The organism is Eoetvoesiella caeni, from assembly GCF_003315175.1.
GTDB lineage: Bacteria > Pseudomonadota > Gammaproteobacteria > Burkholderiales > Burkholderiaceae_B > Eoetvoesia > Eoetvoesia caeni.
On sequence record NZ_QNRQ01000001.1, the window covers coordinates 33,809 to 58,250 of the forward strand.

24 protein-coding genes are annotated in these 24,442 nt (G+C 58.1%); 16 read left to right on the forward strand and 8 right to left on the reverse strand.

The genetic code is table 11. From position 1 onward, the window contains the following. Positions 1–61: 61 nt before the first annotated feature. The 4 genes from DFR37_RS00150 to DFR37_RS00165 all read right to left on the reverse strand — a co-directional run bounded on the left by DFR37_RS00150 (position 62) and on the right by DFR37_RS00165 (position 3,358). Entirely contained in the window at positions 62–1,411 is a 1,350-nt protein-coding gene (locus DFR37_RS00150) for a sigma-54-dependent transcriptional regulator (RefSeq protein WP_113931230.1), read from the reverse strand. Between the two features lie 373 nt (positions 1,412–1,784). Next, on the reverse strand, positions 1,785–1,940 hold the full coding sequence (locus DFR37_RS00155) for a DUF3309 family protein (RefSeq protein ID WP_113931231.1): 156 nt from the start codon (positions 1,938–1,940) through the stop codon (positions 1,785–1,787). A 44-nt stretch (positions 1,941–1,984) separates the two neighbouring features. Continuing rightward, positions 1,985–2,323, reverse strand: coding sequence for an ElaB/YgaM/YqjD family protein (locus DFR37_RS00160; RefSeq protein WP_113931232.1), 339 nt, complete (start codon positions 2,321–2,323; stop codon positions 1,985–1,987). 135 nt (positions 2,324–2,458) lie between these two features. Further along, positions 2,459–3,358 carry a glycosyltransferase family 2 protein gene (locus tag DFR37_RS00165; protein WP_113931233.1) on the reverse strand — a complete coding sequence of 300 codons (900 nt, stop codon included), beginning with the start codon at positions 3,356–3,358 and terminating at the stop codon, positions 2,459–2,461. 341 nt (positions 3,359–3,699) lie between these two features. On the opposite strand from DFR37_RS00165, the gene DFR37_RS00170 reads away from it, so the two are divergent. Beyond that, positions 3,700–5,190, forward strand: a complete 1,491-nt coding sequence (locus DFR37_RS00170) for an RNA polymerase factor sigma-54 (protein ID WP_113931234.1) — start codon at positions 3,700–3,702, stop codon at positions 5,188–5,190. A 162-nt stretch (positions 5,191–5,352) separates the two neighbouring features. Here the strand turns inward: DFR37_RS00170 and DFR37_RS00175 are convergent, their stop codons facing one another. Further along, positions 5,353–5,568 carry a YMGG-like glycine zipper-containing protein gene (locus DFR37_RS00175; RefSeq protein ID WP_113931235.1) on the reverse strand — a complete coding sequence of 72 codons (216 nt, stop codon included), beginning with the start codon at positions 5,566–5,568 and terminating at the stop codon, positions 5,353–5,355. 148 nt (positions 5,569–5,716) lie between these two features. Here DFR37_RS00175 and DFR37_RS00180 point away from each other — a divergent pair, with 148 nt between their 5' ends. The 9 genes from DFR37_RS00180 to DFR37_RS00220 all read left to right on the forward strand — a co-directional run bounded on the left by DFR37_RS00180 (position 5,717) and on the right by DFR37_RS00220 (position 13,806). Further along, complete coding sequence (locus DFR37_RS00180) at positions 5,717–6,211, forward strand: PRC-barrel domain-containing protein (protein ID WP_170139792.1); 495 nt, start codon at positions 5,717–5,719, stop codon at positions 6,209–6,211. A gap of 76 nt (positions 6,212–6,287) precedes the next feature. Continuing rightward, positions 6,288–6,695: a BON domain-containing protein gene (locus DFR37_RS00185; protein WP_113931237.1), complete on the forward strand. Its 408-nt coding sequence runs from the start codon at positions 6,288–6,290 to the stop codon at positions 6,693–6,695. A 40-nt stretch (positions 6,696–6,735) separates the two neighbouring features. Continuing rightward, a complete protein-coding gene (locus tag DFR37_RS00190) occupies positions 6,736–6,924 on the forward strand; it encodes a DUF3008 family protein (protein ID WP_113931238.1) in 189 nt (62 codons plus the stop codon). Positions 6,925–7,096: 172 nt separating this feature from the next. Beyond that, complete coding sequence (gene hppD / locus DFR37_RS00195) at positions 7,097–8,173, forward strand: 4-hydroxyphenylpyruvate dioxygenase (protein WP_113931239.1); 1,077 nt, start codon at positions 7,097–7,099, stop codon at positions 8,171–8,173. Positions 8,174–8,376: 203 nt separating this feature from the next. Beyond that, positions 8,377–9,450: a bifunctional DNA-binding transcriptional regulator/O6-methylguanine-DNA methyltransferase Ada gene (gene ada / locus DFR37_RS00200; RefSeq protein ID WP_113931240.1), complete on the forward strand. Its 1,074-nt coding sequence runs from the start codon at positions 8,377–8,379 to the stop codon at positions 9,448–9,450. 172 nt (positions 9,451–9,622) lie between these two features. Continuing rightward, the gene (locus DFR37_RS00205) at positions 9,623–10,513 is read left to right on the forward strand and encodes a dienelactone hydrolase family protein (protein WP_113931241.1); all 891 of its coding nucleotides are present in this window, start codon (positions 9,623–9,625) and stop codon (positions 10,511–10,513) included. Between the two features lie 25 nt (positions 10,514–10,538). Further along, positions 10,539–12,365: a monovalent cation:proton antiporter-2 (CPA2) family protein gene (locus tag DFR37_RS00210; protein WP_113931242.1), complete on the forward strand. Its 1,827-nt coding sequence runs from the start codon at positions 10,539–10,541 to the stop codon at positions 12,363–12,365. Positions 12,366–12,541: 176 nt separating this feature from the next. Continuing rightward, positions 12,542–13,495: a DnaJ C-terminal domain-containing protein gene (locus tag DFR37_RS00215; protein ID WP_113931243.1), complete on the forward strand. Its 954-nt coding sequence runs from the start codon at positions 12,542–12,544 to the stop codon at positions 13,493–13,495. Further along, complete coding sequence (locus DFR37_RS00220) at positions 13,492–13,806, forward strand: chaperone modulator CbpM (protein ID WP_113931244.1); 315 nt, start codon at positions 13,492–13,494, stop codon at positions 13,804–13,806. The genes DFR37_RS00215 and DFR37_RS00220 overlap by 4 nt, the downstream gene beginning before the upstream one ends. Position 13,807: 1 nt before the next feature. Here DFR37_RS00220 and DFR37_RS00225 read toward each other — a convergent pair whose 3' ends face one another. The 3 genes from DFR37_RS00225 to DFR37_RS00235 all read right to left on the reverse strand — a co-directional run bounded on the left by DFR37_RS00225 (position 13,808) and on the right by DFR37_RS00235 (position 14,972). After that, positions 13,808–14,104, reverse strand: a complete 297-nt coding sequence (locus DFR37_RS00225) for an acylphosphatase (protein WP_113931245.1) — start codon at positions 14,102–14,104, stop codon at positions 13,808–13,810. Between the two features lie 75 nt (positions 14,105–14,179). Further along, entirely contained in the window at positions 14,180–14,737 is a 558-nt protein-coding gene (locus DFR37_RS00230; protein WP_113931246.1) for a ferritin-like domain-containing protein, read from the reverse strand. A 73-nt stretch (positions 14,738–14,810) separates the two neighbouring features. Further along, a complete protein-coding gene (locus DFR37_RS00235) occupies positions 14,811–14,972 on the reverse strand; it encodes a DUF1328 domain-containing protein (RefSeq protein WP_113931247.1) in 162 nt (53 codons plus the stop codon). Positions 14,973–15,404: 432 nt separating this feature from the next. Between DFR37_RS00235 and gnd the strand changes: the two genes are divergently transcribed. Genes gnd through pgm form a run of 6 tightly spaced genes read left to right on the forward strand, consistent with a single transcriptional unit; the run spans position 15,405 to position 24,411 of the window. Beyond that, on the forward strand, positions 15,405–16,424 hold the full coding sequence (gene gnd, locus DFR37_RS00240; RefSeq protein WP_113931248.1) for a phosphogluconate dehydrogenase (NAD(+)-dependent, decarboxylating): 1,020 nt from the start codon (positions 15,405–15,407) through the stop codon (positions 16,422–16,424). 16 nt (positions 16,425–16,440) lie between these two features. Continuing rightward, positions 16,441–17,838: a glucose-6-phosphate dehydrogenase gene (gene zwf / locus DFR37_RS00245; RefSeq protein ID WP_113931249.1), complete on the forward strand. Its 1,398-nt coding sequence runs from the start codon at positions 16,441–16,443 to the stop codon at positions 17,836–17,838. Between the two features lie 21 nt (positions 17,839–17,859). Continuing rightward, on the forward strand, positions 17,860–18,924 hold the full coding sequence (locus DFR37_RS00250) for a transaldolase (protein WP_242341689.1): 1,065 nt from the start codon (positions 17,860–17,862) through the stop codon (positions 18,922–18,924). 27 nt (positions 18,925–18,951) lie between these two features. Further along, positions 18,952–20,646 carry a glucose-6-phosphate isomerase gene (gene pgi, locus DFR37_RS00255; RefSeq protein WP_113931251.1) on the forward strand — a complete coding sequence of 565 codons (1,695 nt, stop codon included), beginning with the start codon at positions 18,952–18,954 and terminating at the stop codon, positions 20,644–20,646. After that, positions 20,630–22,741, forward strand: a complete 2,112-nt coding sequence (gene tkt / locus DFR37_RS00260) for a transketolase (RefSeq protein WP_379881305.1) — start codon at positions 20,630–20,632, stop codon at positions 22,739–22,741. The genes pgi and tkt overlap by 17 nt, the downstream gene beginning before the upstream one ends. Positions 22,742–22,743: 2 nt before the next feature. Next, positions 22,744–24,411 (forward strand): phosphoglucomutase (alpha-D-glucose-1,6-bisphosphate-dependent), encoded by a 1,668-nt coding sequence (pgm, locus tag DFR37_RS00265; RefSeq protein ID WP_242341688.1) that lies wholly within the window; start codon positions 22,744–22,746, stop codon positions 24,409–24,411. Positions 24,412–24,442 lie beyond the last annotated feature (31 nt).

The following is a 24,442-nucleotide window of genomic DNA, read 5'->3' on the forward strand; positions in this document are numbered from 1 at the left end:
GCGCCGCGTGCAAGCTGCGGCACCCGGCTGGAATGAAAAGAAAAGGTCTTGGGCCGACCTACTACAGAGTACGACGCGCCGTACTGCTATCGCCTTCTGTGGCGCCGTATTCCTCGAGACGGTTGTACAGCGTTTTCAGGCTGATGCCCAGCCTTTCGGCGGTAAGCTTTTTGACTCCTCCGCACTGCTTCAGCGTGGCGAGGATAAGTTCGCGGTTTGCCTCGGCCAAGGGAACACCCACCGGCAATACGATGTCTTTGCTCGAGCCCCCCGAAGGCGAATGCAAGTCGAAAGTGGTGAAGTCCCCTTCGATTACGTCATCGGCCAAAATGAAGCTGCGATATACGTAGTTTCTCAGTTCGCGGATATTGCCCGGCCATGCGTATTCTTGTATGGCTTTAAGCGCGCTGGGCGAGAAAACCTTGTGCGTACGGTTTTCTTTATTGAGCTTTTGCAAAAAATGGTCGGCAAGCAGCATGACGTCGTCTTGGCGTTCGCGCAAAGGCGCAAGTTCAAGAGGAAAGACGCTTAGGCGGTAATACAAGTCCTCGCGTAAGGTGCCTTCGCTCATGGCCTGCTCGGGATTGCAGTTGGTAGCGGCAACTATGCGCACATCGGCGGGGATTTCGACATTCGTGCCGACCCGCATGAACCGGCCGGTCTCCAGGACCCGGAGCAAGCGCACCTGCAAGTCCATGGACATTTCTGTAATTTCATCGAGGAACAAGGTTCCTCCTTGGGCGCGCTCGAAATAGCCTATGTGTTGGCGGTCGGCGCCTGTAAAGCTGCCCTTCTCGTGCCCGAACAATTCGCTTTCGATGAGGTTGGGCGAAATGGCTCCGCAGTTGACCGGCATGAAGGGTTTCTTGCGCCGAGGACTGGCCAAATGAATGGCTTCGGCGGCAAGCTCTTTGCCCGTGCCGCTTTCTCCGACCAACAGGACAGTGGCTTGCGTAGGTGCAACTTTTTCAATATGCGCGCACAGCAATTGCATGGCGCGCGACTGCCCGATCATATTCTTGAAGCAATCGGCGGAACTGGGCTCTTGGCGCTCGTTCAGGGAAGGCTTCATTCCGGCCAGCAAGGCGCGAACTCGTTGCAGGTTTACGGGCTTGCGCAGGTAATCGACAGCGCCGCAACGCAAGGCTTCGATGGCGCTATCGATGCTGGAGTGGCCCGTCATGAAGACCACCCGCGTATCGGGCAGTTCGAGGTCGCTCCAGAATTGGATGCCGTCGCCGTCGGGCAATACCATGTCGAGCAACATCAGGTCGGGTTTCTGACGTCCAAGCTGGATACGGGCTTGGCGTATATCCTTTGCCACGGCAACAGTGTAGCCTTCTGTGGACGCTATTTCGGCGAGCACATCGCATATGGCAGGCTCATCATCGGTTATCAATAAATGCGGCATAGAGTTCGGTACATTCAGGAGTTCAGCATCAAGCAGGCGCAGTGTATCCCTGCGATTATTACAAAACGGTTTTTCTACGCGTAATGTCCCAACCCGCAACTTCCGATCGGCGTTCCGCCGATATCAGGTGACGACGGGTTCTTTAAAGTACCGTATATCGGTTCCTAAAAATCAAAAAAATGGCAACAAAATAATAATGAAAAAACTACGCAAAGTCCATAGACCGGGCCGCCGGCAACAGCAGTCCCGGCAAGCTGCCGAACTTTGCCGGCGAAGCTCATGGGATTGCGATTACTTCTTCTTTCAAACTCGGCCCCGTGCGGCTTGGGATGCGAAGTGGCCGCAAGGAACTTCGCACCCTTGGGGGCGGCCGTTACACGACTCCGAACAGCAACAGGACAATGATGATCACCAGCAGCACTCCCAGGCCGCCGCTGGGACCATAGCCCCAGGCCCTGCTATAGGGCCAGCTCGGAAGCGCGCCTATCAGAAGCAGAATCAAGATAATCAATAAAATCGTTCCCAACATGGCATTCTCCCTACCGGTTTGCCGCGGTACCTTGCCGGTACCATTTATTGCCGACGTTTATCGTTACCTACGCACAGGCCCGCCATCACCCCTAATACCGCAACCACGCCCAACAGCTTCCATGGATGATCGTGTACATATTCATCCGCGGCGCCCGATACCGCACGGCAACTCTCCATGGCCTGTCGATTCCAGTGGCCGGCGTGCCCCCGGACAGAATCAAGCTGATGCTTGAGCCGGGCGCGCGCATCTTCGATTTCCTCTCCGGTGTAAGCCGCCGTGGAGCGCAACAACGCCTCTGCGTCGGTCACAAGGTCTTGCCAATCGAAAACGACGCGGTTTTTTCGGCGGCTGATATTGGCGCGGTGTTCTTCCCCATTCATATATACTCCTTGTCAAAACCCGACCTCATCGCAATCTCACAACGAAATTGCCTCGCGGGAACAGCAAGGTAGCAATAAGCATACCCATTTGCATCTGTACTGCTCGGGCTTCGGGCGCCCCACCTCCAGTCTGGCTCAGGATTCCGAGCCGGCGGCCGGGGTAGCCGCCGGCCTCTCAAGCAGTACTTTCAGGGCCTCTATGGGGGGAGAAATGACTTTGCGGCGCCGCAGCGCCCGCGGCAGCCCCCATAGCACTTGCAGCATCGTCCATCCGAACATATCGTGCCGACGGGCCAGCACAACCTGGAAGCAGGTTTCGCGCCAGGCGGCCCTCAAAGGAAGTCGCATCCAGGCGACCCAGATGGCGTTCCGGATAAGGCGGTAACGTCCCCGGTCCGAGGCCTGGTCGCGGTTTGGAAGGTGCCGAGCCACCACATCGTCCGCGTATGCTATGCGCCAGCCTTGCTCGGCCAGGTCCAAAGCCATCAGGGCTTCTTCTCCGCCAAGGAACAATGGCGGCCAATACCCGCCCACGTCATAGAACGCACGCGTACGCATGATGCACGCTCCGGCCATGAAACCGAGCGATTGCGGGCCGTAAAAATGCCTGGCCTCCTGCAAGCCGTATTCTTTGCGAAACAGGCCTGGCCCGGCTTCCTGCCTTGCGCCAGGCTCTACGTGGGCGCTCAATACCGCTACGTCCGCTGCTGTGTCCAGCAGATGCAGCGCGCGATTGAGCGCATCGGATTCCCACAGGGTATTGTCATCGCAGAATGCAACGTACGGCGTGTGCACATAAGCCACGCCAATATTGCGCGCCGCCGCACCCAGGTTGCGCTTGGCGCAAACCAATAGAACTTGCGGAAACCGCGAAGCGACTATGTCCGCGGTACCGTCGCTTGAACCGTTGTCGACCACAATGATCGGCCATCTCTCTGGTAGCTGACACAGCAATTCAAGCTTGTTCAATAATTGTGCGCGACGATTGCTGGTCAAGATCAGAATCGTAATGCGCGCCTCTACAGAATGTTCCATAGCATCTTTCCAGAAGGACTACCTTGGGGCCGATAGCATGAAGAGTGCCCGGCCAACACGGGCCGATCAGTACTGGGGCGGAGGTACTTTTTACACAAATCGGCAATTTATAGCGTTAGATGCTTCGCCGCCACAAAACATCCCCTCTTGCAAGACCGCGCACATACTTTGTCACCAGAAACAGCAGGCCGAGAACAAGAATGGCGATCGACTTTTCATATCAACAAATTACTTCTATTACAACTAGTTTCGATATCTGGCATGGTTATTGCATGGAATGGACCAGTAGCCCCAAATACTCACGAGCCTTCAAATCAACGAAACACTAAAAGAGGTGGAAATTGACTCAGCTCACTTGCGAAATACAAACGCGGCAGCAAACCAGCCTTACGCCACGCTTGCAGCAATCGGTCAAGCTATTGCAGATGTCTACGCTGGACTTCAATCGCGAAGTTGCCGAGGCTATCGCCGCCAATCCGTTCCTCGAAGATGGGACGGAGATCGCCGACTCTTCGGACGTGTCGCCAGCCGCTGTTATGGCCGAAGCCGCGGCCGGAAAGCCGGATGTGGATACGCCGGACCTCCCTGCGCCGGATCAGGCCGCCACGGCTGCCTCCCACGACGGTCCCGGCATCGAGCATCTGGAATACAACGCAGGCGAGGCCGAACGCAATCATGCGGGCAGCTACCCCAGCGTTCACAGCAATGATCATGCCGACAACGATGTGGGCGCCTGGGCCAGAAGCCCTGTCAGCTTGCAAGACTCATTGCGCGCCGACCTGTATGGCTGCGAATTGACTGCTAGAGAGCGCTGCCTCATCGAGTTCATCATTGACGCTCTAGACTCGGACGGCTATTTGCGGACGCCTTTTGCCGATCTAGCCGATGCACATCGGTTTAGCCCCGCCATCACCGACGGTGAATGGACCACGGCACTGAAGCTGGTGCAGCAACTGGGAGCGCCGGGACTCGGCGCGCGCGATTTATCCGAGTGCCTGCGCTTGCAATTGAACGCTCTGCCCGGCCAAACACCTTATCGGGAACTTGCGCTGCGCATTGCGGCGGGCGGGCTCGACAAGCTGGCACGTTGCGACTATGCCGGCTTGACGCGGCTTCTGGCATGCAACGAAGAAGAGATAAAACGCGCTTGCGTCCTTATACGAAGCCTGAACCCTCGCCCCGGTGCTTGCTTTATACCGACCGATGCTTCTAGTTATGTGATCCCGGACGCCAGCGTGCGCAAGGCAGGAAAGCTATGGGTCGCAGTCCCGAACCAAGAGGCTACGCCGCAAGTCCACATGAACGATGTCTACGCCAAGCTGTTTCGCCAATCCCATGGAGGCGACCGTTCCTTGATGTCGCAGGCTTTGCAGGAAGCCCGTTGGATGCTGCGCAGCCTGGAACAGCGCAGCGTCACCATACAGCGGGTTGCGCAGGCCATCGTGGCCCGGCAGCAGACGTTTTTCGACTACGGAGCCATTGCGCTGCGCCCCATGATGCTGAAAGAGATCGCCGATGAGCTCGGCCTGCACGAGTCGACAATCTCGCGCGCTACGACCCACAAATACTTGGCCACGCCAAGAGGAATACTGGAGTTCAAGTATTTTTTCTCGCGCGAATTGGCGACCAACTCGGGAGGGAAGTGTTCGGCGATGGCAGTGCGTGCCTTGATTCGGGAAATGATCGAGGAAGAAAATCCCAAAGAGCCGCTATCCGATGTGGTCCTGGCCAGCAAGCTGGCCAGGGAGGGTGTAATTGTTGCTCGCAGGACGGTGTCGAAATATCGAAGTCAAATCAAATACCCGGCGGCGGAACTGCGTAGAGCACTGTGACGCCCGCCGGGCTCTTGGAGGAGTAAGCCTGCTGCCGCTTCAGGGAGCAAGCGCTCCTCCCATCATGGATGACGTAGCCAATCCAAGCAACCATAGAAAAAGCAGGAGTATTGCCACGGCGTAGTACATATGTCCTCTCGGTGATAGGTCTTCAAATTTCAATCATTTGGTCGATTCGTGGCCAACCACACCGCCGACTGCGGCGCCGCCTAGCGTCCCAAGAGTGCTGCCTCCCGTCAAGACGGAACCTCCAACCGCTCCTACCCCCGCGCCGATGGCGGTGTTCCGCCCTTGTCTCGACATGCCGCTGCAAGCGCTCAGGCCAAACAAAACGGCCGTAATCAATGCATAAGCTGCCATACGTTTCGTCGTTTTCATGAGTACGCTCCTTAATCTGAACCGGCTTAGCAAGTTGCAAGTGTGCATGACAGCATCAGCAAATAGTGCGCCCGCGTGCAGCGGCAAGGGCGGCGGCACAAGACTTGCTCTCGACATTGATGCATTTGCTCACTTTCAGGAGATCACCATGAAGAAACTTCTTACTCTGGCTTTCTATGCGTTGCCCTTGGCGGTGACGCCAGCCGTGTTCGCGCAAACGGGCGCGGCGACCGCGCCGCAAACGCAAAGCAGTCCTACCGCTCCGTCCACGCCAGGACCGGCGGCGCCTGCAACGGGAGGCATGACGCCGGCACCGGCAAGTCCGGGCATGGGGGCCGCTCCCAGCGCCCCGCCGTCCAAGCCGGCTCAGATGATTTCGGGCTTAAGCGTCAAGGACAGGCTCATGGGAAAGAACGTCTATAACGAAAAAGACGAAAAAATCGGCGCAATCGAGGACGTGGTGCTTACTCCGGAAGGCAAGGCCTCGAATCTGGTCATAGGGGCGGGAGGATTCTTGGGTATGGGCGAACACAATGTCGCCATCCCGTTCGACAAGGTTTCCAAGACCGGCGACAAACTAATGCTGACAGGCTATACCAAAGACCAACTGAAGGAATTGCCGGAGGTCAAGGTTACAAAATAGGCGTTCGGCTCGGGCCCGGCAAGCCTGGCGTTCGTCGCGTCCGATCTACGTCTTCTCGCTTAAACAAGGAGTCGCTATGATACGTTCCACAACATACACGCATATATTGATTGCGGCCGCCTCGGCGCTGGCGCTTTCGGCTTGTGTCGCCAACTCCGACCAGCGCGGCACGAACCAATACGGCGCCGGGTACGACAATACTCAGCCCGGCAACGTGGCAACCGGCCCATACTACTATCGGGGCAGCGAAAGCAACGGCGCGCCCGTCAACAACGACGCCACCATCAACGCCAATGTAATCCAGGCCATCAGCCAGGCTTCCGGCACAGGAGCCGCAAATCTTCAAGTGACGACACTGAATGGTGTCGTGACATTGCGCGGCGTGGCCGACACCCAGCTCATCGCGCAAACCGACGTACAGGCGGCGCGCCAGGTGCCAGGCGTTCAAAGAGTGGATTACGACATCAAGGTGCTGCGTCGATAGAGCGGCGCCCTCTTGCGCGAACCTTACTGGGAGATCCGATATGCCAGCGAAATCTCAAGCACAGCAGAAGGCGGCGGGCGCCGCCCTTTCCGCCAAGCGCGGCGAGACAAAAACCGCCAAGCTCAAAGGTGCTTCCAAGTCCATGTATAAATCCATGAGTGAAAAGGAACTGGAGGAATTGGCCTCGACCAAGCGCAAGGGCAAGCCCGAACATAAATCGGAGTCATAAGTCAAAGCAGCCTAGCTCCTTTCAGAAGGCCCATTGGCGACGGGCAAGCGCAACGCGCTGCCCGTCGCCATTTGCGTCGTGGCACAGCCGATCAAGGCCGCCTTGATGCCTACTTGCGTGCTTGCCCCAGACCCGTTAACGTATTAGCCAATATCCAATAAGCGAGCATTCAATGGCTGATTTGTTTGAAAATCCTATGGGACTCATGGGTTTCGAGTTCGTCGAGTTCGCCTCCCCTGCCCCGAATGTGCTTGAACCGGTATTCGAGCTATTGGGCTTTACCAAGGTGGCGGTGCATCGCTCCAAAGACGTAACGCTGTATCGCCAGGGCGGTATCAATTTCATCATCAATAACGAGCCGAAAAGCGTGGCGTCGTATTTTGCCGCCGAACACGGCCCCTCGGCTTGCGGCATGGCCTTCCGCGTCAAGGACTCGCACAAGGCTTACGCCCTTGCCCTGGAACGAGGCGCGCAAGGGCTGGACTTGCCTACAGGCCCAATGGAGTTGCGTTTGCCGGCAATCAAGGGCATAGGCGGCGCTCCGCTTTACCTTATCGACCGTTTTACAGAAGGCAAAGCCATTTACGACATCGACTTCGAATTCCTGGAGGGCGTCGACCACCACCCTGTGGGACATGGCCTGACGCTGATCGATCATCTCACCCATAACGTCTATCGCGGCCGCATGAGCTATTGGGCCGATTTTTACGAAAAAATCTTCAATTTCAAGGAAATCCGGTATTTCGATATCAAGGGCGAATACACCGGCCTGACTTCGCGCGCCATGACCGCGCCAGACGGAAAAATCCGCATCCCCCTGAATGAAGAAGCCGCGGGCGGAGGCGGCCAGATCGAAGAGTTCCTGATGCAATTCAATGGCGAAGGCATCCAGCATATTGCCTTGCTTACCGACGACCTCCTTGCCAGCGTCGACAGTCTTAGAAAAGCCGGTGTAAGTCTGATGAAGGCTCCGCCCGCCACCTACTATGAAATGTTGGAAGAGCGCCTGCCGGGACATGGCGAACCGGTCGGCGAGCTGCAGGCGCGCGGCGTGTTGCTTGACGGCAGCAGCGAACATGGCAAAAAGCGCCTGCTGCTGCAGATTTTTTCTCAAACTCTGCTCGGCCCGGTCTTTTTCGAATTCATACAGCGCAAAGGCGACGACGGTTTCGGTGAAGGCAATTTCAAGGCCTTGTTCGAATCGATCGAACGCGACCAGATACAGCGTGGCATCGTTGGCGGCGCCTGAGCCGCGGGCGGCGAAAAGCGTTCAGGACGGCAGTTGCTTGGGCCGCGGCAGCGAAGAACGGCTGCAGTTGGCGGTATAAAAATAGAGCACCACAGGCATGCGTTTTCCGTAAAAAATTCGACAGCAAGAAACGCAGTGCTTGCAATTATGCTCTATTCTAAAGTTCAGGTGTCCGTATAACGCACACTTGCCAGGAGCGCACCGTGAACGCCCGTATTCCTTCCCCTTTGTACAGCAACGATGAAATCCGCTGGGCGGCCGTCCAGGCTCGCGACCCGGCTGCGGACGGCCAATTCGTCTACGCGGTGACTACCACAGGCGTATATTGCCGTCCCAGTTCGTCCTCCCGCCTGCCGAAGCGCGAAAACGTGATTTTCTTTGATACGGCATGCGAGGCCGAAGCGGCAGGCTACCGCCCCAGCCTGCGCGCCAGTGCGGATCGCACCGACTCCGCAAACCAGCACAAGGCCCTGGTGGCGCAGGCCTGCCGCCAAATTGAAAGCTCTGAAACTCCTCCCCGCCTGGAAGACCTGGCCAGGCAAGCCAACATCAGCTCATTCCACTTCCATCGCTTGTTCAAGGCGCAGACCGGCCTTACCCCCAAGGCTTACGCCAACGCCCACCGCGCCCGAAGGATGCGCCATGAGTTGAACAAGGCCGGCACTGTCACCGAGGCCATCTACGAAGCAGGCTTTAATTCCAACAGCCGCTTTTACGATGCCTCTGAGCGGATGCTTGGCATGCCCCCGCGCGACTATCGCGCAGGCGGGCGAAATGCGCGCATCCAGTTCGCCGTTGGCCAATGCACTTTGGGTGCGATACTCGTTGCGCAAAGTCAGCGCGGCATCTGCGCCATTCTTCTGGGCGACGACGCCGAGCAGCTAGTGCGGGACTTGCAGGATCAATTCCCCAAAGCCGACCTCATCGGCGGCGATCCCGGCTTTGAGCAGCTTGTTGCGCAAGTCGTGGGCTTTGTCGAAGCGCCCGCCTTGGGCTTGAACCTGCCGCTGGATGTTCAGGGCACGGCCTTTCAAGAGCGGGTGTGGCAGGCCTTGCAGGAAATTCCCCCCGGCACAACCGTCAGCTACACACAGATCGCGGAACGCATCGGCGCGCCAAAGGCGGTACGAGCCGTCGCACAGGCCTGCGGCGCGAACCGCATAGCGGTAGCGATTCCCTGCCATCGCGTAGTCCGGCGCGACGGCGATATTTCCGGCTACCGCTGGGGCGTGGAGCGCAAACGCGCGATACTGCTGCGCGAGGCGCGGGGATCCTGAACAGGAATCGGCATGCACCCCGCTTTTCGCGCCAGATGACTTTTTTTCTGTTCTGGATCAGAATTTGGTGGCAATATGCTTAAACGCTCATCCGTCATTATCGCCGCAGCCGCCAAATATCCTTGATTTGGAGAACCGGCCAGCGTCCCTTCTTCCTTCAAGGAGCCAGACCGTGGAACGAAAGAAAGCCAGCGATTTTCCTCCCGACGTCATGAAGTTGTTCGATTTTTATGTACATGGCGAAATCAACCGGCGCGAATTTCTGGAGCGCGCCGCCAAGTTCGCTATTGGCGGAATCACAGCGGCCGCCATGCTGGAAAGCCTGCAGCCCAATTTCGCACTGGCCCAGCAGGTTACCAAGGACGATCCGCGCATCAAGGCGGAATACCTTGAATACCCATCGCCCCATGGTTCTGGCACCATACGGGGCTATTTGGCCCGGCCCAGCGATACGACGCAGAAACTGCCCGGGGTCCTGGTCATCCACGAAAACCGCGGGCTTAATCCTTATATCGAAGATGTCGCACGCCGGCTGGCGCTTGAAAACTTCGTTGCCTTCGCTCCCGATGCCTTAACGTCCCTGGGCGGCTACCCCGGGGACGAAGACAAAGCACGAGAGCTGTTTGCCAAGCTGGATCCTGCAAAAAGCATCGAAGACTTCATTGCCGGCGACGAGTTCCTGAAGACTCGGCCGGAATGCACGGGCAAGGTGGGCGCAGTAGGTTTTTGTTACGGAGGTGGCGTGGTCAATACGCTTGCCACCAGGCTGCCGGACCTTGGTGCCGGGGTTTCCTTCTATGGCAAGCAACCCAAGGCCGAGGACGCCGCCAAGATAAAAGCGCCTTTGCTTTTGCATTATGCTGGCCTGGACGAAGGCATCAATGCCGGGCGCGCGGCGTTTGAAAGTACGCTCAAAGCCCATAACGTCGTTTACAAAGAATATATGTACCCTGGCGTCAACCACGGCTTTCACAACGACACAACGCCGCGCTACGACGCAGAGGCGGCCAAGCTGGCGTGGTCGCGCACGCTGGACTTCCTGAACAAGTATCTTCGGATTTAAGAACGGTCTTCACAAAGACATAACCATGGAAGACGCAAGCCTGTTGCCGTTGGCGGTCGTTTACCTGACCGCCGGCGTCATTGCCGTGCCCATTGCCCGCCGACTTGGCCTGGGGTCGGTACTAGGCTATTTGATTGCAGGCATCCTGATCGGCCCATTCACCCTGCAATTGGTCGGCAATTACAGCGGCGTCATGCATTTTGCCGAGTTCGGCGTTGTCATCATGCTGTTCCTCATCGGCCTGGAGGTTCGCCCTTCTGTTTTGTGGGCCATGCGCGGCGTGCTGTTCGGACTTGGCGGAGCCCAGGTCGTGCTTACCGCCCTGGTATTGGCCGCCGCCATCCTGGCCTTGGGATTGGACTGGCGTGCAGCGCTGGCTCTGGGCTTCATCCTGTCCTTGTCCTCCACGGCGGTTGTACTGCAAACCTTTGCTGAAAAAGGCCTGCAGCATACAAGCGCCGGCACGGCCACTTTTGGCATACTGCTATTTCAGGACATTTCCACCATTCCCATGTTCGCCGCATTGCCGCTGTTGGTTCTGGGTGCAGGCCAGGCGGCGGGCCCAGGCGATATGCTGGCGCAATTTCCAGCCTGGATGCATGCGCTGGCCGTGATGGCCGCCGTTGCATTGATCATCATCGCCGGCCGGTACCTCACCCGGCCTATTTTTCGTTTCATCGCTGATACGCGCTCGCGCGAAATCTTTACCGCCACGGCCTTGCTGCTGGTCATAGCGGTAACCTTGCTGATGGAGACCGTGGGCCTTTCCGCCGCCCTTGGCGCCTTTCTTGCGGGCGTCATGCTGGCCGACAGCGAATACAGGCGCGAGCTGGAAAGCGATATCGAGCCGTTTCGCGGCCTGCTGCTGGGCCTGTTCTTCATCTCGGTAGGTGCAGGCATCAATGTTGGGTTTATCGTGCAGCACCTTGCCTTGGTGGCTGCTCTGGTCATCGGCCTGATGGCTATCAAGGCATTGGTGATCTTCGCTATCGCCCGAGTATTCCGCGTCGACAGCCGGGCAGCGTCCCTGACCGCGGTGGCGCTGGCCCAGGGAAGCGAGTTCGCCTTTGTCATGTTGGGCATCGCCCAGGCCAACGGCATAATTGAAACCCGGATTTCGGTATTGGCCACAGCCGCAGTGGCCATTTCCATGGCGCTTACTCCACTGGCCCTGATGGGCTACCAGCGCTGGTGTACGCGGAGCCTGTCTTCCGGCCCGGAACCTGAAAACGACGCGTTCGACGATCGGCCCGATGTCATCGTGGCCGGCTTCGGGCGTTTTGGCCAGATTGCGGCGCGGCGGCTGATTGTCAATGGTTTCAAGACATCAACCCTGGACGCCAGCGCCGAACAGGTCGAACTGGTGCGTCGTTTCGGGCGCCGGGTTTACTATGGCGACGCGACAAGGCTGGACCTTCTGAAGGCCTCGGGCGCCGCCGATGCAAAACTGTTGATCGTGGCTATCGACGACCGGGACCAGGCCGAAACCCTGGTCGAAATTGCCGCGCGGCACTTTCCCAATCTGAAGATACTGGCGCGTGCCTACGACAGGCGCCACACATACCGGCTGCTGGAAAAAGGCGCCCATATTGTCGAGCGCGAAACCTTTGAGGCCAGCCTGACTCTGGGAGCGGAGGCGTTGAAGTTTCTGGGTTTCAAGGACTTTCAGGCCGAACGCGCCGCCCGTCTTTTTCGCCGGCACGATGAAAACGTATTTCGGGCCCTGGCCCCGGTATGGAAGGACGAGGAACGCTTCATCATTGCCAGCAAGGAAACCAGCGATCGCATGAACGACCTCCTGGCGGCCGATATCCAAAGCATGCTGCAAGAGACCGAGGATGAGAGCGCGTAGTCTGCACTTGAACCATGGGCCCTGGTGCTGCAACGGACGCCGGCCCAGGGCTTGTCTTACGGCGCCGCAGCGGTCATAATTTTCCATGGTTTGCTCTTGCGCGGCGCGAGTCCTTGCCGCGGCGGCTTACGGTATTGCCAGCCGTCCGGCAACGCCAACTTTACTTGCGAGGCTCAATGAAATACGTTGACTACTACAAGGTACTTGGCATCGAGCGCGACGCCACGGCGGCCGACATAAAAAAGGCATATCGCCAGTTGGCCCATAAATATCATCCCGACGTCTCCAAGGACGCGGGTGCGGAAGAAAAATTCAAACAGGTGGCCGAGGCCTACGCCACCTTGAAAGATCCCGAAAAGCGCGCAGCTTACGACAATCTGGGCGCCCACGCTTCCGGCGAAGATTTTGTTCCACCGCATCAATGGCAAGAGCAATTCCACGAATCGGCGGCCGACTTCGACGACGTGGACCTGGCCGACCTGCTGGCCGCCTTTGCCGCGGCCCAGCGCGGCGCCGGGCCGCAACATTATGCGCAGCGGCCCATGCACGGCCAGGACTTTGAAACGGTGCTGCCCATCACCTTGGAACAAATCTACACCGGCGCAGAAACCGAAATCAATATCGCCGTGCCCGAATACGACCAACAAGGGCTTTTGCACCGAGTGCCCAGGACGTATCGAGTGCAAATACCCAAGGGATCGTCCGAGGGCCAGCGCCTGCGCTTGCCGGGCAAAGGCGGTACGGGCATGAATGGCGGCAAGCCGGGCGATCTGTATCTGATCATGCAGGTGCAGCCGCACCCCGTGTACAAGGTCGACGGACACGATCTTTATATGGACGTGGCGCTGGCTCCCTGGGAGGCCGTACTGGGCGCCAGCATACAGTTGCCCACTCTCGGAGGCGCTGTCGAGATGTCCATCCCTGCCGGGACCACCGCCGGCCGCAAGTTGCGCCTGGCCAAGCGCGGCCTGCCCTATGGGGCGGAATCTCACGGCGACCTCTATGCCGTGATACGCATCGCCGTGCCTAAAACATCGACGGCGCGCGAACGCGAGCTCTATAGCCAGCTTGCCGCTGAATCCAGCTTCGATCCGCGCGCCCAAATTCATGCAGGAGCAAACAAGCCATGACCACCGTTCACATTAGCGAAAGCATCTGGCTGAACAGCTCGGACATCTGCTCGCTGGCCCATATTGTCGAGGTATCCGGGCTTGCCGAACACGATATCCTGGACCTGGTCGAGGCCGGCATACTGGAGCCCACCAACGACGACCCGCATAACTATTTTTTTCGAGTCGATTGTATAGTGGTGGCTCGCAAAGCGCGCCGCTTGCGCGAGGACTTCGACTTGAATGCCGACGGCCTGGCGCTGGCGCTGAATTTGTTGCGCCGCGTGGATATGCTGGAGCAAGAGCTGGCCAGCTTGAGGACGCGCAAATAGTCTAAATCTGCTCGAAGCGGTCGAAATACCGTTCGGTATGCATTTCCTGGCTTTCAACGGCGGCGACGCGTGCGCCCGGCGGCCCGGTCAAAAGCCAGGACAGCATGCGGTCTACCTGCTCGTGCGGGCCTTGCAAGACGGCCTCGACCGAGCTGTCGGTATTGTTGCGCACCCAACCGGTTATTTTCATCGCGTGGGCCTGGCGCACCGCCGCGGCACGAAAGCCGACCCCTTGCACATGGCCGGTTATTCGAACCGAGACTGTTTCAATTGCATGATTTGCAGAGAGCTTTTTCATGGGCGGCAGTATACATCCCCGCGAATCCAGCTTGCCGCCCAGCTGATTTTCAGCCGGGTGGCAAGCCCGATGGCTTCAGCCGCGTTGAAGCAGATCCGCCATATCGTTGGCGTGCTCTTCTTCTACCGCCAGAATTTCTTCGAGCATACGGCGCGTAGTGGCATCGCCGTCGCCGATATATTTGATCATTTTGCGATAGCTGTCTATGGCAATACGCTCGGCCACCAAGTCTTCCTTGATCATATCGTGCAGGTCGGTGCCCGGGACATATTCGGCATGGCTGCGCGCCGTAAGCGTATCCGGTGAAAAATCCGGCTCGCCGCCAAGCTCGACAATGCGACCGGCGATGCTGTCGGCATGCTGCATTTCTTGGTCGGCGTGCAATGCAAACTCTGCGGCAACCGGCTCGGCATGAATTCCGGTGGCCATATAGTGATGGCGCTTATACCGCATGACACAGACCAGCTCCGTGGCCAGTGCGTCGTTCAATAATTTAAGGACTGTATCTCGATCGGCGGTATACGTTTCGGTGATGGCGCCCTTGTCCAAATTATTGCGAGCGTTGGCGCGTATTGCCTTGACGTCCATTTCGAAAGCTCTGCGCCCTTGCTGGGGTTTGACATTGCTATCCATGCAACTCTCCTTGACAGGTGTAAAGACGGCATCGACTTGCCGTGTCATGAAGGGAATAAAACCGCAACCCGGGTTATCGCTTCAGAATTCCCATCAATAACGTAATGACGAAAATAACCAGGAAGACGATAAACAATATCTTGGCGATCCCGGCGGCGCCGGCGGCGATTCCAGTAAAACCGAACAAGGCGGCGATAAGCGCTATCACAAAAAATACGACGGCATAGTAAAGCATGACATTCTCCTTATATAGACCGAAAAGATTACTTGGCATCTGTTTCCTGAACTGCGTGAATTCATTATCTGGAAGTCCCGTCGCGCGAGTCAAGGCTGGTAATTTTCTGAAACCTGTATCGTTACATTATTGCGCGCGATAGTAGTAGGCTCATCAGCAAGCAACGGGCCGATCCCGTAACACTTCTTCTCGTTCATAGTAATTTCAGACTTGGACGCGCATAATAAATCCTGTCTCGTTTACAAGTTGGCAAGACCAAGCCGCAACGCACGACGCAGCCACAGCCGCACAGGCCGGCACGTAACTCCTCATTGCCGTAGCCGGCCGGCGCACCCCGCTGCCATCCCGGCTTAGTCAATTCACGCCATATCCACGAGCCGGCGCCGGCAGCTCTTTTGTTCTGCTGCCGCAGCAATCATCAAGGAACTTGCAATGCAACTGGGCATGATAGGGCTAGGACGCATGGGCAACAATATGGTGCAACGCCTGATAAAACACGGTGTGGACTGCGTCGTTCATGACGCCAGCGCCACAGCCATGGAGCAGATGCGTGCCTTGGGCGCCGTGGCACCCTCCACCCTTGAAGCTTTTGTGGAAAGGCTGGAACAGCCCCGCGCCGTATGGCTTATGCTGCCCGCCGCGGTTGTGGATACAGTGATTGCGGCGCTGATGCCGCTGCTCGGCGCCGGCGATATCGTCATCGACGGCGGCAATTCCTACTACCGGGACGATATCCGGCGTGCGGCCGATCTTGAGCCGCAGGACATTCATTACGTCGATGTCGGCACCAGCGGCGGCATATTCGGGCTTGAACGCGGCTACTGCCTGATGATAGGCGGCGAACAAGACATTGTTGCGCACCTGGACCCGATATTCTCGGCCCTGGCGCCGGGCGAAGGTACGGTGCCCACGACGGCCGGGAGAGAGGGCAAAGGCCGCAGCGCCGAGCTGGGCTATTTGCATTGCGGTCCGCACGGCGCGGGGCACTTTGTAAAAATGGTGCATAACGGCATTGAGTACGGCATGATGGCCGCATATGCCGAAGGCCTGAACATCCTCAAGCATGCCGATATCGGCAGCAGGCCAGAAACCTCCAGCGCGGAAACCACGCCCCTGCGCAACCCCGAGGACTATCAGTATGTTTTCGATCTGCCCGAAATCGCCGAGCTTTGGCGGCGCGGCAGCGTAATTGGCTCGTGGCTGCTGGACCTTACCGCCAACGCGCTGCAGGCGGACCCCAGGCTCGCGCAGTACGACGGCCATGTATCGGATTCGGGCGAAGGGCGCTGGGCGGCCATGGCCGCCCTTGATGAGGCCGTGCCGGCTCCTGTACTCAGCGCAGCGCTATACGCCCGCTTCAGTTCGCGTGGCGAGGCGGATTTCGCGAACAAGGTTTTGTCAGCCATGCGGCACCAGTTCGGCGGCCACCTGGAACCGCCCGGCCGCAAGTAAACGCAAGGAAACGACAATGCCCGCTTTACGCTCAGATGCATTTGTTTTATTCGGCGCCACTGGCGATCTGGCCTACAAGCAGATATTTCCCGCACTGCAGGCGCTGACACGCAGCGGCCGGCTCGACATGCCCGTCATAGGGCTGGGCAGATCCAACTGGAACCTGGAGCGGTTCATAGAACGCGCCCGGGAAAGCATCGAAAAAAGAGGCACGCCGGACAGCAAGGCTTTCAATGAATTGGCAGGTCGGCTTCAGTATATTGCGGGAGACTATCAAGTCGGCTCTACCTACAAGCGCTTGTTCACCGCGCTGGCCGGTGCAAAGCGGCCTTTGCTTTACCTTGCGATTCCGCCCGAAATGTTCCAGGTGGTGATCGAAGGCCTGAATCGGTCCGGATGTGCCGCGAATGCGCGAGTCATCGTAGAAAAGCCGTTCGGGCGCGACCTTGCGTCGGCCCGCGAATTACACCGGCTATTAAGCGCAACCTTTCCTGAGGAAAACGTTTTTCATATTGATCATTACTTGGGCAAGGAACCAGTGCAAAATCTTTTGTACTTCCGCTTCGCCAACGCGTTTTTGCAACCGATATGGAATCGCGAATACGTTGCCAGCGTTCAACTCACCATGGCCGAAGCCTTCGGCGTGGACGAACGTGGAAATTTCTACGAAAGCGTCGGCGCCATCCGCGATGTAATCCAGAACCACCTACTGCAAGTCATATCCTTGCTTACGATAGAACCGCCCCGCGACAATAGTCCCCTGTCCTTGCAGGACGCCAAGCTGGAACTGTTCAAGGCCATGCAGCCCATCGCGCCCGATGAAATTGTACGCGGGCAGTTCCAGGGCTATCGCGGCATCTATGGCGTGGCCTCCGACTCCAGCGTCGAGACCTTTGCAGCGCTGCGCCTGCACATCGACAACAAGCGTTGGGCGGGCGTGCCGTTTTACATTCGAGCCGGCAAAAAGCTTCCCGTAACCAGTACCGAAGTCCTGATCCAGCTTAAGCCGCCGCCAAGCCCCATGTTCAGGTCTGAACGGACCGGCCACTCCAACTATTTCAAATTCAGGATAAGTCCCGACGTGCTTATTTCGGTATGCGCCCAGGTCAAGGAGGCAGGCGAAACCATGACAGGCCATCCTGTAGAGCTGGTTGCCCGCCGCCACTCAGGCGACGAAATGGCACCCTACGAGCGTCTGCTGGGCGACGCGATTCAAGGCGATGGATCGCTGTTCGCGCGCTATGACTGCATCGAGGCGGCGTGGCGCGTTGTGGAGCCGGTGCTGGGAGACGCGGTTTCCGTGCTGGATTACCCGCCTCATAGTTGGGGGCCCGCGCAGGCGCAGGCGCTACCTGCCCAGGACGGAGGCTGGCACAACCCCGCGGCCCCCTGCGTCGCGGGCATCGCCGCATAAGGACAAGGAAGGAGCAGACTGATGACGACTAAAAAATTGCACATGCTGGGCCAAAGCCTTTGGCTCGACAACATCACCCGCCAGTTGCTGGACAGCGGCACACTCGAGCGCTATTGCCGGGAGCTTTCGCTAACCGGCCTGACTTCCAATCCCACCATTTTTTATCAAGCCATGCGCGACAGCAATGCTTACGACGGCACTATTGCGCAAAAGAGCAAAGAAGGCAAAGGTTTCGAAGATATTTTCTTTGAGCTTGCCCTGGAAGACCTGAGGCGCGCAGCCCATATATTCCGGCCTGTCCACGATGCCACCGGCGGCAAGGACGGCTGGGCTTCGCTGGAAGTCTCTCCTTTACTGATCAACGACGCCAAGGCCACTATTTCACAAGTGGCTCAACTACACGAGTTGGCCGGCTGCAAGAATCTGCTTATAAAAATTCCCGGGACAACAGCCGGCGCCCAGGCCATCGAGGAATCCATCTTCAGGGGCATAGACGTCAATGTCACTCTGCTGTTCTCACCGGAGCAATATACGGTGGCTTTCGACGCCTACTGCCAGGGCATTGCCCGCCGCATGGACGCCGGCCTGGATCCCAGAGTGCACTGCGTGGCATCGATATTCGTCAGCCGATGGGACAAAGCCTCGGCACAAGTGCTGCCCCCGGCGTTGAAGAACAAGCTGGGGATCGCTGTGAGCGAGAAAATCTACCAGTCCCACCTGTCCAAGCTGGAAACAACCGCCTGGCAAACCTTGTCGGAAGCCGGCGCGCTGCCCCAACGTGTTCTGTGGGCCAGTACCGGCCCGAAAGATCCGGCCCTGCCGCCCACCTATTATGTCGACGCACTGGCCGCGGCCAACACCATCAACACCATGCCGGAAAAGACGCTGTTGGCGGTAGAGCAACACGATGCCGCGCCGCGTCCCATGCCTTCGGACGGCGCCAGTGCGGACCGGATCCTGGCGGCCATACAGGACACTGGGCTGGACGTTGCGGTGATGGGCGAACAACTTCAAGAAGAAGGCGCGCAGTCGTTCAAACAGTCCTGGCGCGACCTGCTGGCACTCATCGCGGAAAAAAGCAATTGAGTGCCGCACGGAAATGGATCGGCAATCATGGCTTATACAATTCCCGCAGTCCAGCCTTCACTGACCCGGCAACCGGCCTGGAAGGCTTTGCACGAACACTATCGTGCGGCCAGGCATTGGCATCTGCGCCAGCTTTTCGCTGAAAATCCAAAACGCGCTGAACAATTCCGCGCCCAGGCCTGCGGCCTTTATCTGGACTATTCCAAGAACCGCATCAACGACGAAACCGTCCGCCTGCTGCTGCAGCTGGCCCGGGACTGCCGGCTGGACGAACATATCGAAGCCATGTTCAAGGGCCGGAAAATCAACGTGACCGAACAGCGGGCGGCGCTTCACATAGCGCTGCGTGCCCCGCTGGAAGAGAGCATTTTGCTTGATGGCGTCGACATTGTGCGGCAAGTACATGCCGAATTGGAAAGAATGTCCCGCTTTGCCAATGCGGTTCGTCGCAAAGAATGGCTTGGCCATACCGGAAAGCCTGTTCGCAACATCATCAATATAGGAATAGGCGGCTCGGACCTGGGGCCGGTCATGGCCTTCGAGGCTCTGCGCAACTTCAGCCAACGCGACCTCGTCTTTCGTTTTGTCTCGAACGTGGACGGTACCGACTTTGCCGAAGCGACACGCGGCCTTGCCGCCGATGAAACCCTGTTCATCGTATGCTCTAAAACTTTCAAAACCCTTGAAACCCTGACCAACGCCAATGCCGCACGCCAATGGATCATGGCCGGCACCGGCGACTCCGGCGTCACCGCCCGGCACTTTGTTGCCGTGTCGGCCAACGTCAAAGGAGCTATCGAGTTCGGAATCGAAGGGTCGAATGTATTCGGCATGCCAGAGTGGGATGGAGGGCGCTATTCGATGGATTCCGCTGTCGGCCTGTCGACCATGCTTTCCATCGGGCCCGAAAACTTCCGCTCTATGCTGTCAGGCTTTCACGCCATGGACAAGCACTTCAGGACCACACCTTTCGAGCGCAATCTACCTGTCCTGATGGGCTTGCTGACGATCTGGTACAACAACTTCTTCAATGCGCAGACCGTCGCGGTCCTGCCCTACGAGCAATACCTCAAGCGCTTTCCCGCCTACTTGCAGCAACTGACGATGGAAAGCAACGGCAAGCACGTAACGCTGGACGGAGCGTCGGTCGACTACCAGACGGGGCCGATTTACTGGGGCGAGCCCGGTACCAACGGGCAACACTCGTTCTACCAGCTTATTCATCAAGGCACCAAGCTCATCCCTTGCGACTTTATCGGCTTTTGCCAGACGGTAAGCTCCGTTCGACAACACTCTATCCTGATCGCCAACTTGTTCGCGCAAAGCAGAGCGCTGGCATTCGGCGAAAACGCGGACGATGTGCGAGCGCAAGGCACGGCCCCAGCGCTGGTACCGCACAGGGTATTGGAAGGCAACCAACCGTCCAATACCCTGCTGGCCCGCAAACTGACGCCAAGCACATTGGGAAGCCTGGTTGCCCTGTATGAACACAGCGTCTTTACCCAAGGAATAATCTGGGGCGTCGACTCGTTCGACCAATGGGGCGTTGAGTTGGGCAAAAAGCTGGCTGGACAGATTATTCCCCACCTGGAAGGCAGGGACGAACCGCCGCGTGAATTCGATGGTTCGACACGAGCGCTGATCGAAATATACAGGCGGCTTTCGCCGCGCTCCGAACCCGTTGAAGAAGACCTCGGACAAGATCATGGTAATGAACACTGACGAATCGGACTGGAAATGTATCGATACTTTGCGCACTCTTTCGATCGACATGGTGCAGAGAGCGCATTCAGGTCATCCCGGTACACCGCTGGGGGCAGCTCCCACGGCCTATTGCCTATGGCAGCGCTTTCTGCGCTACGACCCTTTCGATCCTGACTGGCCCAACCGCGACCGCTTTGTCCTTTCGGCGGGCCATGCCTGCCCCCTGCTCTACAGCTTGCTGTATTTATGCCAGATAAAAGCCGGTGCCCCCACTTCAATCAATAAAGAGCGCCGCGCCGTGGAAATGGAGGATCTGCTGAATTTTCGGCAGATGGGCAGCCGTTGTACCGGCCACCCGGAATATGGCTGGACCGCGGGGGTCGAAACCACTACGGGACCTCTTGGTCAAGGAGCGGCCACCAGCGTAGGCATGGCGATAGCGCAGCGATGGTTGGCTGAGACCTATAACCGTCCATCCTATGATTTGTTCGACCACAACATTTATGCCCTATGCAGCGACGGCGACATGATGGAAGGCATCGCAAGCGAAGCGGCGTCCTTGGCCGGCCACCTGAAGCTTTCCAATTTATGCTGGGTGTACGACAGCAACCACATCACTATTGAAGGTTCGACGGCCCTTGCTTTCACTGAGGACGTGGCGCTGCGCTTTGCCGCCTACGGCTGGAACGTAAAAGAACTGCGAGACGCCAACGACCTCGGCAAACTTACAGAGGCCTACCAGGCTTTTCTGGACACCCAGGACCGGCCCACGCTTATTATTGTGCAAAGCCATATTGGATATGGCTCTCCGAATAGACAAGATACGCGGGAAGCCCACGGCGAACCGCTGGGCGCGGACGAAGTCCGCTTGACCAAGCAGTTCCTGGGCTGCGACCCCGATGCCGCATTCAACATTCCGGACGGCGTCAAGGAGCACTTTGCGGCGCAGTTTGGCCAGCGCGGCAAACAGGCACATGCTGGTTGGATGCAGATGTTCACCGACTATAAGGCCAGGTACCCGGATCTGGCGGGCCAGATAGAACATATCCTGCAACGCAAGGTGCCTCAGGATTGGCAGACGGGCCTTGCGGTCTTCCCCGCGGATGCCAAAGGCCTGTCCACGCGCGATTCATCAGGCAAAGTCCTGAACGCCATAGCGGCCCGTATTCCGTGGCTGATGGGCGGTGCGGCCGATCTGTCGCCATCGACCAAGACGGACTTGGAAAGCTCCCGGCCGAACGGTTTCCAGCACCCCGGCGGCGCTCAAGGCGGCACTTACCGCGGACGCAATCTGCACTTCGGCCTTCGTGAACACGCCATGTGCGCCGTCGGCAACGGCATGAGCCTGTCCGGCTTGCGTCCTTATGTTTCCAGCTTTCTGATCTTCACCGACTACGGCCGTGCGGCGCTGCGGCTGGGCGCCATGATGAGGCTGCCAGTCATAGGCATTTGGACACACGACTCAATTGGCCTGGGCGAGGACGGGCCAACCCACCAGCCCATAGAACAACTGGCGTCTTTCAGGGCAATGCCCGGCATGCTGGTGATGCGTCCCGGCGACGCCAACGAGGTCGTTCAGGCTTGGAAAGTAATCATGCAACTGAATGATGCGCCATTTTGCCTGGTACTGAGCCGCCAGGCCACACCCACCCTGGACCGTTCAAAATATGGCGGTGCCGAAGGCCTGGCGCAAGGAGCCTATATCGTGGCCGATGCCGATCGCGGCGAGCCCGAGGTCATACTGTTGACTTCGGGCACGGAACTTGCTTTATGCATCGAGGCCTACGAGCTTTTGGCCGCGCAAGGCGTCAAGGCACGTGTAGTAAGCATGCCTTGTTGGGAACTGTTCGAAACCCAATCCAGATCTTACCGCGACAGCGTGTTGCCACCCCGAATCAGGGCCCGCGTCGCTGTCGAGCAAGCCTCCGCGTTCGGCTGGGAACGCTATACCGGCATCGAGGGCAGCATTCTTGGCATGCAGAGTTTCGGCGTGTCGGCGCCAGGCAAGTCCGTCGAACGGCATTTTGGATTCGAACCCCAACATATTGTGCAAACAGCCAAGGAGCAGATCGAACACCAACGCCTGAATTCGCAATTGGACAAAGGAGCTTGATAATGAATGCTGGAACCGATGCCATGATGAAGATCAGTCCGTTGGCCGGGTTGCCGCCGCCGCCCGATGCTTTGATCGACGTCGATAAACTGATTTCGGCCTACTACGATGTTCCCGATATTGCCGATCCATTGCAGCGCATTTCATTTGGAACCTCAGGGCATCGCGGCTCGGCTTTCAACCTGACCTTCAACGAACTGCATGTCTTGGCCATTACCCAGGCCATTTGCCACTATCGCCGGCATCAAGGCATAGACGGCCCCCTATTCATGGGCATCGACACCCATGCGCTGTCGGTGCCGGCCTTCCGTTCGGCGCTTGAGGTGCTTGCGGGCAACGGCGTGCATGTGATGGCGGCACTGGACGGCGAATACACCCCTACCCCGGCGGTGTCGTTGGCCATACTGACTTACAACGATAAACGCAGCAGCGGCTTGGCGGACGGAATCGTCATTACCCCTTCGCACAATCCGCCAGAAGACGGCGGATTCAAATACAACCCGCCCAACGGCGGCCCTGCCGACACCGATGTCACTACCTGGATAGAACACAAAGCCAACGAAATACTGTTGAATGGCTCGGCGAACGACGTCAAGCGCATCCCCTTTGAGCGCGCCCTGCATGCGCAGACTACGCACGCCTACGACTTCATGGCGGCTTATGTGCTGGAGCTGGAGTCGGTAATCGATATGCAGGCGATACGTGCCAGCGGCATACGCATGGGAGTCGACCCGATGGGCGGGGCCGGCGTGCACTATTGGCCCATGATCGCCGGCCACTATCAACTGGACCTGAGCGTGCTCAATTCCAAGATCGACGCCACCTTCAGCTTCATGCCCGTCGACTGGGATGGCCGTATCCGCATGGATCCGTCTTCGGTATATGCCATGCAAAGCCTTATAGCCAAGAAAGACGACTACACGCTGGCGTTCGCGTGCGACACCGATCATGACAGGTACGGTATCGTCACACCAGGTTCGGCGCTGATCCCGGCAAATCACTACTTCTCGGCGGCGGTCGATTATCTGCTTCGATTTCGGCCCGACTGGAATCAGGGCGCCGCCATAGGCAGGACCATCGCAAGCACTCAGATGATAGACCGCGTAGCGGGCGACCTGAAGCGCAATGTGTACGAGGTTCCCGTGGGCTTCAAGTGGTTTGCGGCAGGCCTGCGCGACGCAACTCTGGGCGTTTGCGGTGAAGAAAGCGCGGGAGCGAGTTTCTTGCGCCGTAATGGCAAAGTCTGGACTACCGACAAGGACGGCATAGCGGCCGCCCTGCTTTCGGCGGAAATGACCGCGCGAACGGGGCGGGACCCCGCACAGGCCTATGACGCACTGTCGGAAAGGCTGGGCACTTCATTCGCCAAGCGGATCCAGGCGCCCGCCACGGCACAAAAGAGAAAGAAGCTGGCCAGCCTGTCGGCGCGGCAAATGACGGCATCTACCTTGGCCGGCGACCCGATTCTGGCCGTACTGACCCGGGCGCCCGGAAACAATGAGCCCATCGGCGGTCTGAAAACGATCACTGCGCAAGGATGGTTTGCCGCCAGACCTTCCGGCACGGAGGACATCTACAAGATTTACGCCGAAAGTTTTCGCGACGAGCAGCATTTAAGCTCCATACTGATCCAGGCGCAAGCAATGGTCGATGCCGCACTCGAGGAATAGAACCGTGGCAACGCTCTATGCACACCAGCAA

What these genes read in the sequence shown, in the direction of transcription:
- DFR37_RS00150 (WP_113931230.1), bottom strand. Translation starts at nt 1,411, where the DNA reads ATGCCGCATTTATTGATAACCGATGATGAGCCTGCCATATGCGATGTG.
- DFR37_RS00155 (WP_113931231.1), bottom strand. Translation starts at nt 1,940, where the DNA reads ATGTTGGGAACGATTTTATTGATTATCTTGATTCTGCTTCTGATAGGC.
- DFR37_RS00160 (WP_113931232.1), bottom strand. Translation starts at nt 2,323, where the DNA reads ATGAATGGGGAAGAACACCGCGCCAATATCAGCCGCCGAAAAAACCGC.
- DFR37_RS00165 (WP_113931233.1), bottom strand. Translation starts at nt 3,358, where the DNA reads ATGGAACATTCTGTAGAGGCGCGCATTACGATTCTGATCTTGACCAGC.
- DFR37_RS00175 (WP_113931235.1), bottom strand. Translation starts at nt 5,568, where the DNA reads ATGAAAACGACGAAACGTATGGCAGCTTATGCATTGATTACGGCCGTT.
- DFR37_RS00180 (WP_170139792.1), top strand. Translation starts at nt 5,717, where the DNA reads ATGAAGAAACTTCTTACTCTGGCTTTCTATGCGTTGCCCTTGGCGGTG.
- DFR37_RS00185 (WP_113931237.1), top strand. Translation starts at nt 6,288, where the DNA reads ATGATACGTTCCACAACATACACGCATATATTGATTGCGGCCGCCTCG.
- DFR37_RS00190 (WP_113931238.1), top strand. Translation starts at nt 6,736, where the DNA reads ATGCCAGCGAAATCTCAAGCACAGCAGAAGGCGGCGGGCGCCGCCCTT.
- hppD (WP_113931239.1), top strand. Translation starts at nt 7,097, where the DNA reads ATGGCTGATTTGTTTGAAAATCCTATGGGACTCATGGGTTTCGAGTTC.
- DFR37_RS00210 (WP_113931242.1), top strand. Translation starts at nt 10,539, where the DNA reads ATGGAAGACGCAAGCCTGTTGCCGTTGGCGGTCGTTTACCTGACCGCC.
- DFR37_RS00215 (WP_113931243.1), top strand. Translation starts at nt 12,542, where the DNA reads ATGAAATACGTTGACTACTACAAGGTACTTGGCATCGAGCGCGACGCC.
- DFR37_RS00220 (WP_113931244.1), top strand. Translation starts at nt 13,492, where the DNA reads ATGACCACCGTTCACATTAGCGAAAGCATCTGGCTGAACAGCTCGGAC.
- DFR37_RS00225 (WP_113931245.1), bottom strand. Translation starts at nt 14,104, where the DNA reads ATGAAAAAGCTCTCTGCAAATCATGCAATTGAAACAGTCTCGGTTCGA.
- DFR37_RS00230 (WP_113931246.1), bottom strand. Translation starts at nt 14,737, where the DNA reads ATGGATAGCAATGTCAAACCCCAGCAAGGGCGCAGAGCTTTCGAAATG.
- DFR37_RS00235 (WP_113931247.1), bottom strand. Translation starts at nt 14,972, where the DNA reads ATGCTTTACTATGCCGTCGTATTTTTTGTGATAGCGCTTATCGCCGCC.
- gnd (WP_113931248.1), top strand. Translation starts at nt 15,405, where the DNA reads ATGCAACTGGGCATGATAGGGCTAGGACGCATGGGCAACAATATGGTG.
- zwf (WP_113931249.1), top strand. Translation starts at nt 16,441, where the DNA reads ATGCCCGCTTTACGCTCAGATGCATTTGTTTTATTCGGCGCCACTGGC.
- DFR37_RS00250 (WP_242341689.1), top strand. Translation starts at nt 17,860, where the DNA reads ATGACGACTAAAAAATTGCACATGCTGGGCCAAAGCCTTTGGCTCGAC.
- pgi (WP_113931251.1), top strand. Translation starts at nt 18,952, where the DNA reads ATGGCTTATACAATTCCCGCAGTCCAGCCTTCACTGACCCGGCAACCG.
- tkt (WP_379881305.1), top strand. Translation starts at nt 20,630, where the DNA reads ATGGTAATGAACACTGACGAATCGGACTGGAAATGTATCGATACTTTG.
- pgm (WP_242341688.1), top strand. Translation starts at nt 22,744, where the DNA reads ATGAATGCTGGAACCGATGCCATGATGAAGATCAGTCCGTTGGCCGGG.